This is a genomic window from Paenibacillus sp. UNC499MF, from assembly GCF_900107975.1.
In the GTDB taxonomy this organism is placed as follows: Bacteria; Bacillota; Bacilli; order Paenibacillales; family NBRC-103111; genus Paenibacillus_F.
In genome coordinates this window covers 138673-154913 of record NZ_FNVF01000006.1, presented here as the reverse complement: position 1 = coordinate 154913, position 16241 = coordinate 138673, and the positions used below count along the sequence as shown (strand labels likewise).

Below are 16241 nucleotides of genomic sequence, written 5' to 3'. Positions count from 1 at the left end.
CTTATACGCTCTCGTAAAACTGTTTGATGTCCTCGAATTCGTCGAGATCGAGATCGTTTGCCCCGACATCGGCAGGAGTCAACTCCCGCTCGGTTTTGGACTGGCAGTGACGGAGCACTTCATACAAATTTTCTTCCAGGCGATGAAGCAGGTCCGATGCAGTCTGTTCCGTGTACGCATGACCGTTATAATCAAGACGAAGGGTGAGGGCACCCGATTCGAGCGTGCTTATCAGATACCAGCCGTACTCACGTGCCGCACGTAAATCACCTGTAATTCCTTCACCCGCGTTTAGCGGATCAAAATAAGGAGATACGGGAACGGAAGGCTCGCGGTGAACGAAACCGATCGGCGGATGTTTCCGGGCCGCGGTTCCTTCTTCCTGCTGCCGTGAGGACGCAAGATCGTACAAGGCCCCATATCCGATGCCTCCGTCCGGCACCTGACGCACTGATTCTTTAACCTGCTTAAGATAGCCAGCCAGATCGTCGGTAAACGAGTTGTCGAGCACCAGCGGATACTGCGTATCGAACCAGCCCACTGTCCTCGAGAAATCCAGCTTTTTGTCTGCGCAAAGCTTTCTGCCGTCTTCGGTCAATTCGATGAGGAAGCGATTGAGGCCGGCCCAGTTCCCAAATGTCTTGCCCAGAGCGGATAAGATCGCTTCACGGGCATCCATCGAATAAATATCTTTCACCCCGGTAAGCAGCTCGCTCGTCTTATCCGCCGGTATAACTGCACAGACCGAGTTTCGCAGCGGGGGAAGTCCCGCCTCGTGTTCTCTATCAACCGGAACGGCCCATTCGCCGGAGGCGGCAGCCGAAGCCCAATATTCGCGCTGAGTCTGCACCTGTTTATTCTCCGCATATTTTCTCAAATGCTCTGCCCAAGTCAGGAAAGCATCGGTTTTAAGAGGCAGCGAGACGTTTTCTCCTTTAACTAACTGTCCGTACACGGTATCCAAATCTTCCAAAATTACAGCAAAAGAAGTGTCATCGGTAATAAGGCGGTGAATCGCAATCAAGAGATAATCACCTTCGCCGGTCTGGAAAAGCACGCCTCTCACTAGCGGGCCTTCTTTTAGAGAGAGACCCGATTCGATCTCTCTGCTTTGCCGCTCAACGGACGCTCGGACATCAGACTTGTCCCCGCTTAGACGAATGACACTCAGTCCCGCAGGTTCTTCCGTCAGAGAGCGGTGCTCCAGCTTCAACTCCCCTTCTTTCAAAACGGCACGCAGACGAAGGGCGTCATGCTGCTCCAGCACTCTGTCCCATGCCGAACGGACATGGTCTTCCTCCAGACCCGCTGCCGAGAACAGCAGCGCCGAAAGCGACGAGTCGGATTCGTAACCGCCCTGTTCGAAAAACCGGTTCTGTACAGGTGTCAGCGCCACTTCTCCCCCGACGTGTCCTTGCGCGATTTCACGGACGGACGACGTCACGTACGCGCCGAGGTCCCCGATGGACGGATGCTCGAATAGCTGCTTGATGTCCAGGGCATATCCTTCCGCCCTCATGCGGGCCACGACCTGAATGCCTTTGATCGAATCTCCGCCAAGGAGGAAGAAATTGTCGTGTATCCCGATGCCGGTCCGGCCCAGCACATCCTGCCACACGCCGGCCAGCGCTTCCTCCACTTCGTTGCGGGGAGGAGCGTACTCCACATCCGGACGGAACAGATCATCCGGCTCGGGAAGCGACTTCCGGTCGGTTTTGCCGTTAGGCGTAAGCGGAAGCTTGTCCAGGAATATAAAGTGCGAAGGGACCGAGTAGTAAGGCAGCTGCCTCGCTAACTGCTCCCTGACCTCCCCCGCGCTTAGAACGGAATCCGGCTTCGGCACGACGTATCCGCACAAAACGGCCTCGTGTCCGCCGCTTGCATGGACCTTAACGGCCGCCTCCTGGACGGAAGGGAGCTTGATCAGAGCATTTTCTATCTCCCCGAGCTCGATACGGAAGCCTCTTACCTTCACCTGATGATCGATCCGGCCCAGAAACTCCAGGTTCCCGTCCGGCTTCCAGCGGGCAAGATCCCCCGTTTTATACATCTTTGTTCCCGGGTCAAAAGGATTGGGCACAAATTTCTCCGCCGTGAGATTTTCACGCTTCCAATACCCCCGCGCGAGTCCTTCTCCGGCTATGCACAATTCGCCCGGCACACCGACAGGCTGCAGGTTCGAATTTGCATCGACGATATATACCTGCGTATTGGCAATCGGCCGCCCGATATCGATCCTGGCTGCCCCGGTCAGCTCCCTGACTGCGGACCATACGGTCGTTTCGGTCGGTCCGTACATGTTGTAGATCTTCAGCCCGTCAAGTGATTGCAGCTGCTCCAGCAGCGCATGCGGCAGGGCTTCGCCGCCGACCATAATGTCCTTTACGCCGGCCAGCGCCTTCTTGCCTTCTTCGCTGGCTAGCAGCATCTGCAGACGGGAAGGCGTCATTTGCAGCATATCGATTTCTTGAGAGCGGATGAGCTCACCCAGAGCTTCTGCTTCAAGCTGATGCTGGCGGTCCCCGATGACGACGGTCATTCCCGTCAAGAGCGGTACGAGGGATTCCAGCACGAATATGTCAAACGAGATGGTCGTTAGCGATAAGATCTTTTTGTCCGGACGGAAGTCAATCACTTCTCTCATCCCGGTTACGAAGTTCATGACGGAACGATGCGGCAGCATGACGCCTTTCGGATTTCCCGTCGATCCCGACGTATAGATGACGTAAGCGAGATGCTTGGACTCTATGCCTACAGCATCCAGATCGGCACCCTCGTTCTGGTAGATGTCGTCCTCATCAAGGAACAGGACGCTGCCATCGTAGTCCAGGCCTTCGATCAGACTGCGGCTGGTCAGCAGAACTCCTGCTTCACTGTCCTGGAGCATGTAGAGTACACGCGCCGGGGGATAGTCCGGATCGATCGGCACATAGGCTCCCCCCGCCTTCAGCACCGCCAGCTGCCCGATGATCATTTCGGCCGACCGGGGCATCATGAGGCCGACAAGCTTGTCCGGCCCTATACCAAGCTCCCGCAGCTTCCGGGCAGCGGCGTCGGCGCGTTCGTTCAGTTCCCTGTACGTCAAGCTCCGGTCTCCGAAAACAACGGCCGCAGCTTCCGGCGCTTTCGCAGCCTGCTCCTCAAATGCCTTGTGGACCGGTACATTCATAGGGAACTCCGCTGCCGTGTCGTTAAACCCGGTGATCAAATCCTCCTTCTCCGGAGCCGTGAGCATTTGGATTTCGCCAAGCGGAATATCCGCCGAATAGGCAATCGTCTCCAGGATGGCCGAATAATGCCGGGCCAGACGCTCCACCGTTTCACGCGCGAACAGATCCGTGGCATACTCCCACGTAAACAGCAGCCCGTCTTTTTGCTCCGTAACGTGCAAAGAGAAATCAACTTTGGAGATGCCGGTGTTAAACTCTCCCGGCTTGAAGGAAAGCCCGCCGGTTTTTACAACGTCCGTACCTACATTTTGCAGGCTGAAAATGGTATCAAAGAGAGGGTTGCGGCTTAAATCCCGCACCAACTGAAGCTTCTCGACAATTTCCTCAAACGGATATTCCTGGTTCTCGAACGCCGCGAGAGACCCGCGCTTCACCTCTTGCAAAAATTGTCCGAAAGCCAAGGAAGGCTCGGGCTTGCTGCGGATCGCCAGCGTATTTACGAACATCCCCGCCATACTCTCCGTATCGGCGTGTCTTCTTCCGGCGGCCGGCGTTCCGACAATGATGTCCTCCTGACCCGAGTATTTGGCCAGCAGCACGTTATAAGCGGCCAGCAGCACCATGTACAGCGTCGTTTCCTTATCCTTCGCCAGACTATACAGCGCCTCCGTCAATTTCCTGTCCGGAAGCTGAACGAAGCTGTTCCCTTTAAAGCTTTGGGAAGCCGGGCGCGGATAATCCGTCGGCATCTGAAGGACGGGCAGCTCGCCTGCCAGCGTCTGGAGCCAAAAAGCTTCCTGACTGCCGAATTTCCCTTGCGCCAGCTGACCGTTCTGCCATACCGCAAAATCTTTGTAATGCACATTCCGTGGAGGCAGGAGCCTGCCTTGATAAATCTGGATGAACTCGTCCAGCAGCACGGCCATGGAATATCCATCCGCTACGGCATGATGAACATCAATCAGCAGAACACTGCCGCCCGTTTCCAGCTCGAACAGATGAGCACGGAATAAAGGAGCTTGTCCGAGATCAAACGGCCGGACGAATTGCCGCTGCAGCTCCTCCATCTCTTCCGCCCGTACTGTCGATACGGGAACATCCAGCTCCGCTTCCTCGGCGATTTTTTGCACCACTTCACCGTTTTCCAGCCCAAAATAGGTCCGAAACGATTCATGCCGAGCTGACGCCTGCCGAAGGGCCCGGATTAGCCGCTCCCTGTCGACTTCCCCTTCTATAAAAAGTCGTCCCGGTACGTTATAAGCCGTTCCTCCGCCGCCCAACTGATCAAGGACGTACATCCTTTTTTGAGCGGAGGAAACCGGATAAGACTTTTCCTGCGGAACCGGCTGAATGGACTCGAAATCTTGTCCGGAACCGCCCGTGATGTACTGCTCCAGCTCCCCGACCGTTTGCAGGGCAAAAAGCTCGCTCAGCGGGATATGAACACCGAATTCTTTGTTTATCCGTGAAAGAATAACTGTCGCTTTTAACGAATCTCCGCCCAGCTGGAAAAAATTATCCCCGGTATTTATATGAGCGGCACCGAGCACGTCTTTCCAGATCGCAATAAGCTTATCCGTCGCGCTGCCCTGTAAGTTTTGTTTGCCGGGTATCGGCAAATTGCCGCCGGAAGGCGCAGGCAAGGCCGTAAAATCAATCTCTCCATCCGGCAGCAGAGGCAGCTCCGCCATCGGAATCAGGTACCGTGGAATGGCATAATCCGGCAAGGTTTCATGCAGCAGCGAAAACTTTTCTATTTCTTTCCATATTTTTGAAGGGTTAGCAACAACGTAGGCCGTCATATAGTCGACTGTTTCATTTTCAGGGTGGAAATGAGCCGTTACGGCGCATGCTTCAAGACGAAGCGTATGCAGCAAATGCTCTTCGATCTGATCCAAATAAACTCGGTGACCGCGAACAAGAACAGAGCGCGATGTTTTCCCTAGCCGTTTGATCGCCCCGCTGGCGTAACTGTAGGCCCATTTCCCGGTACTCGTGAAACGGTTGGACGGGGATTCCACCTTCCTGCCCGAAACCGCGTAGACTTCGCCGATCGTTCCGGGTGGAGCCGGATACTTGTAGGCGTCCAGAATACACTCGTAGTTCCCGTTCTCATCAGCGTGAAGAGCCCATCTGGCCCACACCCTCTCGCTTTCCTCCGCACTGAGAAGGGACAGCTCGGGCAGGCGCTTATCGCTCCCATCGGCGATCGATTCAAGCAATCGAATGAAATAGCGGGACCAGGTTTCAACCGTTTCTGGCTGGAAGAGGTCCGCATTGTAATCGAAATCGAGTCTCAGCTCTTTTGAAATTTCCGTCACGTTCAGGAAAAGCTCGTACTTGCAGTAAGCCGGATCATGGACGAGCAGCTCCGTATCGAGCCCGTGAAAATCGAGCTTGGGCAGCGGACGATCCATATTGAATACGGCCGTAAGGACAGGCAGATTGCGAAGCCCACGCTCAGCCAGCGCCGCAAAGCTGTATGCCTGATAGGCGTCCAGCTCGTTCATTCTCTGTTTGACAGACCCCGCATAAGAGGCAAAGCTCTGTTCAGAGGATGCCCTGCTAAGAACAGGAAGCAGATTGACGCAGTTCCCCATCAGAAAAGGAGCTTCCATCTGCGCCTGTCCGGCCGTCGGAACCCCGACGGTAATATCGTTTTGCCCCGTTAACCGGTGCAGAAAAAGATGAAATCCCGAAAGCAGCGTCACAAAAAGACTGCTTCCGAGCTTTATGCTGGTTTTTTTCAGTTCTTGGACGAGCGTGGCCGGCAGTACGGCCGTATGCCTTCCGCCCTTTGAAGTCGGAAGAATCGTTCCCCGGACGGGGGAAGGAAGCTCGACTACAGGCATCTGCTTCTCAAAAAGTCCGTTCCAGTAAGCGGCCGCTTGAGCGCTTTGCGGTTTTTCCAGCTGCTCGGACTGCCAGGCGGCATATGTTCTGAATGGTGCCGGTTCCGGCAGGCGGTAAGCCTCCTGACGGACAAGAGCGGAATAAATCCGCTCCAGCTCCTGTACGAACAATGCCATAGACCATCCGTCGGCAATCAGGTGATGGAAAGTGAACACGGCCGTATGAGACTCAGCCGATGTACGGAGAAGGCGAACCCGGAACAACGGTGTCTCCCGCTCCAAATCGAATGGCGTCTGGCTCTCGCGATGAAGCCAGGCCCCTATTTGACGCTCCTGTTCCGTTGAATTTAAACCCGCCAGGTCTACGACCGGGACTTTCACATCCAAAGAATCCCGTACGATCTGGGTTTCGCCGTCCAAGCTGATGACGAGACGAAGAGCTTCATGTCTGCCGGCGATGAGCCGGACTGCCTGCTCGAACGCATCGGCCCGCAGCGCTCCGCGAAACCGCAGAAGAGCGGTTTCGTGGAGCGACGGGGAATCTTTGCGGTTGGAGACGGAGGCGAACCAAAGCTGCTTCTGGTCGGGAGTCAGCGGAAACGCTTCTCCTTGACCGCTTTCAGTCAGCCGGCCCGAAGGAAGCTTGCGGCCGGAAGGATTGTCATCGTCCGGAGACGGGTCCCGGTCGGGTAGAAATCCGCCTTTCCGCAGTTCGCCGACGCTTTCTTTAACGGCCTGCACAATGCGTGCGATATCTTCTTCCGAGTGGGCGGTCGATAAGAAGCAGTTGCGCCCCTCCCAGATGTAAATGCCTTTATCGAGCATGTGATAGTAAAACAGCTCCAAGTCGCCTTTGAGCACGAAGCGGAACAGCGAACCGAAGTGTACCACTTTGATCGGCACGCCTTCCCCGCCGAAATATGTGTTCAGCTCTTCAGCGAACCGTGCCGTGCGCGCATTCAAGTCCGCCTGGATTTGACCTGCCGAGGCTTCCAGGTGATTCAACACGGCAAGGGAAGCGGCCATGGCCAGCGGATGGTGGCAGAACGTGCCCGCCACGAACGTTCTCCGGTGTTCGTTCTGCGGGAAAGAATCGTCGCCGAATTTCCAGGTTCCGCCGTCTATGCCGTCCATGTATGCCGAAGAACCTGCCACGATACCGATCGGCATGCCTCCGCCGATGACTTTGCCGTACGTGACGAGGTCCGCTTTAATGCCGAACCATGCCTGGGCGCCGCCCGGATGCAGACGGAAACCGGTAATCACTTCGTCGAAGATGAAGGCGGTGCGGGACTCGTTCGTGATACGGCGGATTTCTTCCAGGAAAGCTTTCGGCTGAAAATCCGGCCGGCGGCTTTGCACCGGCTCGACCACTACGGCGGCGAGCTCATGAGCGTGCGAACGGATGTATTCGAGCGAGTCCTCGCTTCCGTAATTGAGCACGACTATGTCGTCGACCATATTTTGCAGAATGCCCGGAGCCAGCGGAGTCGAATGCTCCTTGTTCGTTCCGGCGCTTCCCAGTGCAAGCACTCCGTCGAACGTACCGTGATAGGAACCGGCGAAAATTACGACTTTGTCGCGGCCTGTTGCCGCACGGGCAAGCCTCAAGGCAACCATGACGGCTTCCGTGCCGGAATTGTACAGCGCGATGCGTTCTACACCGGTCATTCTGCAGATGGATTCGGCAACCTGGCCAGCCAGATTGGACATCGGTCCCACGCACATGCCGTTCGCAAGCTCTCTTTCGATCTTTTCGCGAACGAACGAAGGATTATGCCCGAACAGATTCACGCCGAATCCCATCGTCAGATCGACATACTCGTTGCCGTCGAGATCCCACAGCTTGGAGCCTTCCGCGCGTTCCGAAATAATCTGGTATACCATTTCCTTCAGAAGCGGACGGAATCCGGCGACGTTGCGGTTATTCGCGTACACGTCACGGTACTGCTGGGTGTAAGCTTTCGTGCGTCCCGTCCGTGCCGTGTACCGCTCAATCAGCTCGCGAACATGCTTTTCCTGTCTCTGCGACAGCGATTCGCGGGCTTTCAGATCCAGCGCTTTATAAGGGACGTAAGGCTTCGGCTCTTCGCCGTTTCCCTGTAGAGCCGCGGGTCTCGTTTCGACGGCTGCGGCGACTTCCCGCGTCGTTCCGGCATGCGGCCGGGCAACAGGCTGTGCAGACGGCGCCGCTGCGACTCTTGCGTCAGGAGACGGGCCGGGCACGGCTGCGGGCTGTACGGGCAGCGGCGCTTGTACAGCCGGACGGCTGCCAAGCACTTGCAGCTGCTGTGACATCAGCTGAAGCTGCTGCTCCAGGATGCGTTCGACCGCGGAAGATGCCGGGCTTCCGGCAATACTTGCGACCGGACCTGGCGCTGCTGCTGCCACTATCTGTCCTTGTGCACCCGCAGCGGCGTATTGTTCGCTGTAGCCGTACGGCTCCGGAAGAGCAGTCCGCTGGGAAACGGCGGCCGCTGCCTCTGCGGTTGGCGCCTGCACGGCGGCTTCGGACCGGACAACGGATACGGGTTCGGTCTGCGGTACCCGTTCGACGATATAAGCCGTGAGCAGGTCCAGGTTCGTGAGGGACTCAAAGAAATCGCTCATGGGAACATCCAGTCCGAACGCGTCTTTAATGCTGTGGCGGACTTGGGATAAATTGATGGAGTCGAGTCCCAGCTCCAGGAAATGCGTTTGAGGCTGAAGCTCTTCCCTGCTGAGCTGCGATACGTTGCCGATCATCTGGATCAGCGTTTGACGGACGGAATCGGCGTGACGGGCGGAAACGGTTTCCGCCTGAAGCTGTTCGTTCACCACACTCACCTGCTCCTTTGCGGATAAATAGAGTTCCGGCTGAGCCGTCGGCGCTGTATGCGGAGGTTGCGCCGCAGATGCTGCCTGTCCGGCCTTGACGGGAACGTCGATCCAGCATCTTTTGCGCTGGAACGGATATGTCGGAAGGGATACTTTTCGGAATGAGCTTTGGGCATACAGGGCCTTCCAGTCTATGGAAGCTCCCTGGACATACTGCCGGGCGAGTTCCTGCACAGCTTCCGGCACAAGATCGGCGAGATTCCCCGGCTGCGTGTATTGGTGCGTCTGAGTGCTGTCCGTTTTGCCGATATAAACGCCGTCCGAACCTTTGCCTTCCCTGTGAAGGCGCTGCAGTTTCTGCATTAATTCGGCTCCGTCCGCCGCCGTCACCGCCAACCGGTAGGTCAGATGGCTGCGGCCCGTGCTCGCCGTGTAACATACGGCCGGCATGTCAAGCTCGTCCGTTCCGGCAAAAAGCTTGTCGTAGTCCCGGATAAGCTCCTGCAACCCCTCTTCTGTCTTGGCCGACAGGGTGAGCAGCAGCGGAACGCCGCTTTCGGAACCTCCGTTATCCGCAGAAGCCGCCGGCGTGACTTCCGGAGCTCCGTTGTACTCTTCCAGCACGACGTGGCAGTTGGTTCCGCTGAAGCCGAACGAACTGATTCCGCATCTTCTCGGAACGCCGTCGGTCACCCATTCTTTTAAACGGTTGTTCACGTAAACCGGTGATTCCTCGAAGCTGATTTTCCGGTTCGGCACCCGGTAATGAACGGACGGGGCAATCTGCTTATGCTGAAGGGAAAGCACGGTTTTGATCAATCCCGCGATACCGGCCGCTTCATACAAATGTCCGATATTGGATTTTACCGTGCTGATGGCACAGAATTGTTTGCGCTTCGTCCTTCTGCGGAAAGCTTTCCCGATTCCGTCGATTTCGACCGGATCGCCGAGTTTGGTGCCGGTTCCGTGCGCTTCGATATATGTCACCGTCTCGGGATCGATCCGCGCATTGCGCCACGCCTGGGAAATGACATCCGCCTGGGAGGACGCGTTCGGAGCCGATATGCCCACGGTGCTTCCGTCTTGGTTAATCGCGCTTCCCTTGATCACCGCAAGGATGTTGTCCTTGTCTTTGATCGCTTTGCCGAGAGGTTTCAGGAAAACGACGCCCACGCCCTCACCCCAGCCGGTGCCGTCCGAACTGTCGTCGAAAGCTCTGGCACGGTCGTCGGAGGACTCCATGCCGATACCCGCCTTAAGCGGCAGCAGAATGGTTTTTACGCCGCCCGCCAGCGCCATGTCGCAGTCTCCGCTCAGAATCGCTTTGCAGGCCAGATGAACGGCGACCAGCGAGGACGAGCATGCAGTGTCCACCGTAACGGCAGGTCCTTTAAGATCAAGCAGATACGAAATCCGGCTGGAAATGATCGAAGACAAATTTCCGATCGCGAAATTCGGCAGAGAAGCCGGAGACACTTCGGACAGCAGCCGCTCGTATTCGAAGCTGGTTTTCGAAAATCCGACGTAAACGCCTACTCGCCGGCCGGAAAGATTGGAGCCGCCGTAGCCGGCATCCTCGATTGCGCTCCATACGGTTTGCAGGAAAAGCCGCTGGTTCGGGTCCATCAGAGAGGCTTCCCTAGGCGTCAGCTTAAAGAACGAATAGTCGAACGTATCGATTTCGTCCAGATAGCCGCCTTCCGCCATCGACAAATCGCGGCCTTCCGTATTCAAATGAGAAATGAACGCTTCGGCATCCTTTCTCCTTTTCTCGCCATACGGGGCGATACAGTCGCGTCCCTCGGAGATGTTCGTCCAGAACTGCTGAAGATTATCCGCCTGCGGAAACTTTCCGGACATTCCGATAATCGCGATATCCCCGTCGGTTTCCGGAGCTGAAGCGCCCGGGCTCTGGCCCTGCTCAAAGTCTTCGGCCGTTTCCCCCTGCGCAATAAAAGCGGCAAGTTTTGAAATCGTCGGATAAGAGAAAAAGTCCGTCACGGAAACTTGAACGCCAAGCTGCGTTTCAAGCTCTTCCACGATTTGAACGAGCTGGAGGGAACTGGCCCCGATATCGAAGTAACTCTCGTCCGTATCGACTTCCTGGACCTGTAAAATTTGCTTGACGATGGCCAGGAGCTTTTGCTCCGCTACGCTGCGCGGAATGACGGACGCCCGCGCACGCTGCTTTTCCTGCTCCCAAATTTCCTGGAGCCCCGCAAGCGTCTCGTCGAATTTACCGGCCGTATAGTCTTGGGCAAGCTTGTAGCGCTGCACTTTTCCGCTGGTCGTTTTCGGAATGCGCCGGATGGGGAGAACCGCTTGAATGTCCCACCCTCCCCGAAAATTCAAGTGACCTTTGAGCCGTTTGGCCAGAGGGGCGAAATCTTCGAGTTTTTTCGTGTGCATCACAAAAACGATAATCCGGTCCTGGCGGGCCGCCGGGTCGTAAGCGCCGCAAACGGCTACTTTGCCGAGCTCCACGCCTTCCACTTCTTCCGCAACGCGTTCGATGTCGTGAGGATACACATTTTGCCCGTTCGCAAAAATGATATCTTTGGCCCGGCCCGTAATCACAAGCCGTCCTTCGCGCATAAAGCCGAGGTCGCCGGTGATGAGCCATCCGTCCGGAGTCATAACCTTGGCGGTCGCCTCAGGGTTGTTGTAATAGCCGGCCGTCACGTTCATTCCGCGGATTTGTATATTGCCGATCACATAATCGTCCAGCGGCCGGTTCTCGTCGTCGCAAATCCGGATGTAACTGCTCCGCAGCGGATAACCGACGTCCACAAACGTCAAGCAGCGGTTGTCCGAAGCATCGATCTGGACCACCTTTTCGCCGATGTTCAGGTGCTCCCGGTCCAAATGAAGACGCCGGAAATTTTCTTCCAGTGGCGGGAGAGACATTCCTACGCTTGCCTCAGCCATGCCGTAAACGGTGAACATGGCCGTACTTCTCAGGCCGTGTTTGCTCATCGTCTCCATAAACACGTCGCAAAGCTCGCTGGATATCGGCTCTGCCCCGTTATAAATCAAACGCAGCCGGGACAAGTCCCAGTCCGCCGCATTTTCCGGTTTGTACTGCGCCAGGAAAAATTTGTACCCGAAGTTAGGCGAGCAGGTTTGGGTAACCTTATGCTCCGACGCTTTCTTCATCCACAGAGACGGACGCCGGATGAACAGAGCGGTCGGCATAATCAGCTGCCTGGAGTTAGCCATGACGCAGGTCAGATGAAAAGCGATCAATCCCATATCATGCGTAAGCGGCATCCAGCCGAGATAGGCATCCTTTTCTCCCATCTCCGTTTCAACGGCCATATCCCGCGTGTTGTAAATCAGATTTTCGTGGGTCAGCATGACCCCTTTCGGATCGCCCGTCGAACCTGACGAAAACTGGATAAACGCCAGATCGGATGCTTTAGACTCGTGAATAACCCCCTTATCCCCAGTGGAATAATGTACTTTATCGCTAAAAAGTGACGCTTCCCTGACTTTTTCGAACACATCCTCTTTACCATTTTGAAGAGCGTATTTTTCCAGATGCTCCAACGCTTTTCCTTCGGTAATCAAGTAAGGATTGTTCAGCGTATCCCATATCTTAAACAGCTTCATCTTGTGCTCGTCATTATTGCCGACCGTTACCGGTACCGGGATAATTCCCCCCAGCAGGCATCCCCAGAACACATTCAGAAAAGACCTGTTATCGTCGATTTGCATAAGAAGCTCGTCGCCTGCCTTCATGCCCGAGCTTTGGAGATGGTGAAGGACGCCAAGCGCGTCTTCAAGCAGTTCCCCGTAAGTAATATTTTCTTCGTTCTGGTCGCCGTTAATAAAGGTAATGCCTCTGGAGTTTTTGTCTCCCCTGTCCCGGATAACGTCAATCAGTGTCTGAAATTGTTCCACCTTCATCCCTCCGCAGTTATCCCTGTGTTACAAGTTTTTTTGTAAAAGAGCTGGTTAACAACCGGCGAATCGTTTCGTTTTGTTCCTTGTCGGATACCTTCTTTGTCCGAAGCACCCGGTGTACACATTCAAGTACATCCTGCCTTAACCCGTAGGCATCCCGGACGGAACCGCCGCTTTCCGTGTAAGCATTCAGCATCTCACGCACGCGTCTGACCGGTTCCAGTACTCCCTGTGCGTACTCTTCCTCGTTCCAGTTCGCATTGGGCGCCGAAACCGCGGCGGAGTAGCCTTCCTCGATAAACAGCCGGACCGGATACAGCTCCGCCAATTGCTCCGCATCCGCCTCGCGTTCGTAAGCGTAGGGCCGGATCTGCTCCGAGCTGTCCCGGGTCAAGTTTTTCAGAACCGTTCGCGGACCTAATTCAACAGCTAATTCAATGCCTTCTTCCGCTAAAAATTGTACTGTTTGCAGCCACTTAACCGGTGTCGTCATCTGATCGACAAGACCTCTGCGGATAGCTTGCGCATCCGGGTACGGAAGGCCCGTCGTATTGGAAATGACCGGCCAGCGGCCATCCCTGAATGTGACGTTGTTCAGCGCTTCTTCCAGACTTTCCGCTGCCGGCTGCATGAGCACGCTGTGAAACGGTCCGCTCACCGCGAGCCGGGTCACTTCGACGCCCAGGCGCTCCAGCTCTTCCGCCGCGCTCGCCACGGCGTTCCGGTGACCGGAGACGACCAGCTGGCTGCCGGAATTGTACCCGGCAATGGCCGCCGGCTGCCCGGCCGCAGAATATCTGCGGCACAGCTCCTCCAGCATGAGCTGATCGTTCGTGCGGACGGCGATCATGGAGCCGATGCCGGCTTCCGCCGCTTCCTCCATGAACTTGCCCCGCTGAATGACCAGCCCCAGCGCCTCCGCAAACGAGAGGACGCCGCTGCTCACCAGCGCGGAGTATTCGCCGAGGCTGTGCCCGGCCGAGTATCGGGGTTCGAGCCCGATCTCGTACAGGTAAACCCGGCTTGCCAGAACGCTTGCCGTCAGCAGCGCGGGCTGCGTGAAGGACGTTCTGGAGAGCCGGGCGGCGCTTCCTTCGAAGCACAAAGCCTTCATATCGTAACCGGCGACATCACTTGCTTCTTCAAACAATGCTTTTGCCCCGTCAAAACGGGCATACCAGGCGGACCCCATGCCGACATACTGAGAGCCCTGCCCGGGAAATAACCAGGCGGTATTAACCATGCCCCGCTCCTTTCTTACGCATAAAAAGATGAGGTACGGATTCCCAGGGAAGCATGAAGAATATCCACGATTTCTTTCTGGAAATCATTGATGAAAAAATGCCCTCCGTCAAACGAATGAGCCGTAAAAGCGCCCGTCGTATGACGCTTCCAGTCGAGCACATCCGTTTCTTCCACCTTATCCCGCTTGCCCGCCAAAACCGTCATGGCGCAGTCCAGCTTCGCTTTCTCGGTATAAGCGTATGTTTCGACAAGCCGGAAATCCGCCCGGAGAAGCGGTAAAAACAAATTCATTAGTTCAGAATTTTCAAACAATTGCGGAGGGGTTCCCCCCAACTCCGCAATCTTTGTTTTAAACAGTTCCGGCTCCAACCCGTGCAGAGGAGGCTCTGTCCGCTGTATATGCGGAGCCATCCTGGCCGCCGCGAAAAAATGAAGCGGGCTTTGTCCGTACTTTTCCCTAATGCGGTGGATAAGTTCAAAAGCGATCAGGCTGCCCATGCTGTAACCGAAAAAAGCGGTCTGATCCTTGTCGAGATAAGGTTCCACAACCGGCAGAAGATCATTTACGGCCGCGTCCACGTTCTCGTAATAAGACTCGTTAATGCGCCTTCCCCGGCCAGCCAATTCAAGCGGGACCAGTTCAATGCCCGGACCCAGCAGTGGCTTCCACCTTGTGTAAATTACCGACGATCCGCCCGCATAGGGCAGACAAAACAAGAAAATCTTTTTCATGCTGTCACCTGCCCTATTTCGTATCCGTTTTGTAAAGTGCTGCGGAAGGCGGCTAATCGTCAAACCGGCTCAAGCGTCGCTTCCTTGTGCGCGGACTGTCCGGTCTGCTCGAAATAAGCGGCAAGCGCTTCTTTGACGATCGCGCAGCCCTGCTCCAGCAGCTCGAAATCAATCGTCAACGCGGGCATCAGCTTCACCACAGTGTCGTTTCTTCCGGACCGCTCGATGATGAGGCCCCGGTCATAGCAGCGGGAAGCCACGAATTTAGCTGCCTGCTCGCCGCCTTCCAGTCCGCCCAGATCGATTCCCCAGATCAGGCCGAGTCCGCGGACCGTGATGGCCGGGTGCAGGGGAACGATTTCTTTTTGCAGAAAGTCGCTGACCCATGCTTCCTTCTCCTTCACGGCTTCCTCCAGGTTCGAAGAAATTCTGAACTCCAGTGCTGCCGTAGCGCCGACGAAAGCAAGCTGGTTTCCGCGGAACGTCCCGTTGTGCTCGCCCGGTTGCCATACGTCCAGCTCCGGCTTCAGGAGAAGAAGCGACATCGGAAGCCCGTACCCGCTTATCGATTTCGACAGTACGACAAGATCCGGCTGAATTCCCGCCCGTTCGAACGAGAAGAACGATCCCGTGCGTCCGCAGCCGACCTGGATATCGTCAACGATGAGAAGAATGTCATGCGCTTTGCACAAAGCGCTCAGACGCTTCAGCCACTCTACCGGAGCCACGATTACGCCGCCTTCGGCCTGGACCGTTTCGAGAATGACCGCAGCCGGCTTCTCGATCCCGCTGTTGGCGTCCGTAAGCACGTTTTCCATGTAACCGATCGTGTCGAAAGACTCATTGAACCCGTACGGATACGGCATAAACGTGACGTTGTTCAGCGGAGCGCCTGCACCCCCGCGGTTGTACAAATTCCCCGTAGCGGCAAGGCTGCCGTAAGACATTCCGTGAAAACCGCCGCTGAACGAGAAGATACCCGTCCGCTTCTTCGCTTTTCTTGCCAGCTTCAGCGCTGCCTCTACCGCATTTGTGCCTGTAGGCCCGCAGAACATCAGTTTGTAGTCCAGTCCTTTCGGCGCCAGAATCAGTTCGTTGAACGTTTCGATAAATGTCCGTTTGGCCGTCGTATACATATCCAGACCGTGCACTACCGCATCGGACCCGATATATTCCAGCAGTTTCCCTTTGATAAAATCGGGATTATGCCCGTAATTCAAAGCTCCTGCCCCAGCGAAAAAATCGAGAAAACATTTGCCTTCTTCCGTAAACATCATGGAATTTTTAGCCGTACGGAACACATCCCCAAACACCCTGCTGTAAGATCTTACATTTGACTCCAAAAGTTCGAACGAGTTCATCATTTCATCCTCCATCTGTTTTTTTTTGCAGGACAAATAACCGCTGATAAGGCAGCATTTTAAAAAAATGCTCGAGGTCAGCTTCAATCCGAAAAGCTATTCAGGCAGTTCATGATGAGAGCAGAGCTTGTTCCAGTAATGCGGGTTGGGTTCTTGTG

General features: G+C 55.7%; 4 protein-coding genes. All 4 read right to left on the bottom strand.

Annotated features, from left to right (window positions below; all coding sequences use genetic code 11):
* Position 1 precedes the first annotated feature (1 nt).
* The 4 genes from C4S74_RS14930 to ectB are packed head-to-tail and all read right to left on the bottom strand — an operon-like array spanning position 2 to position 16083.
* On the bottom strand, positions 2-12748 hold the full coding sequence (locus tag C4S74_RS14930; RefSeq protein ID WP_258042491.1) for a non-ribosomal peptide synthetase: 12747 nt from the start codon (positions 12746-12748) through the stop codon (positions 2-4).
* 10 nt (positions 12749-12758) lie between these two features.
* The gene (fabD, locus tag C4S74_RS14925; RefSeq protein WP_103996089.1) at positions 12759-13988 is read right to left on the bottom strand and encodes an ACP S-malonyltransferase; all 1230 of its coding nucleotides are present in this window, start codon (positions 13986-13988) and stop codon (positions 12759-12761) included.
* A 14-nt stretch (positions 13989-14002) separates the two neighbouring features.
* Positions 14003-14722 carry a thioesterase II family protein gene (locus tag C4S74_RS14920; protein WP_103996088.1) on the bottom strand — a complete coding sequence of 240 codons (720 nt, stop codon included), beginning with the start codon at positions 14720-14722 and terminating at the stop codon, positions 14003-14005.
* 59 nt (positions 14723-14781) lie between these two features.
* Positions 14782-16083 (bottom strand): diaminobutyrate--2-oxoglutarate transaminase, encoded by a 1302-nt coding sequence (ectB, locus tag C4S74_RS14915; RefSeq protein WP_103996087.1) that lies wholly within the window; start codon positions 16081-16083, stop codon positions 14782-14784.
* Positions 16084-16241: the final 158 nt, after the last annotated feature.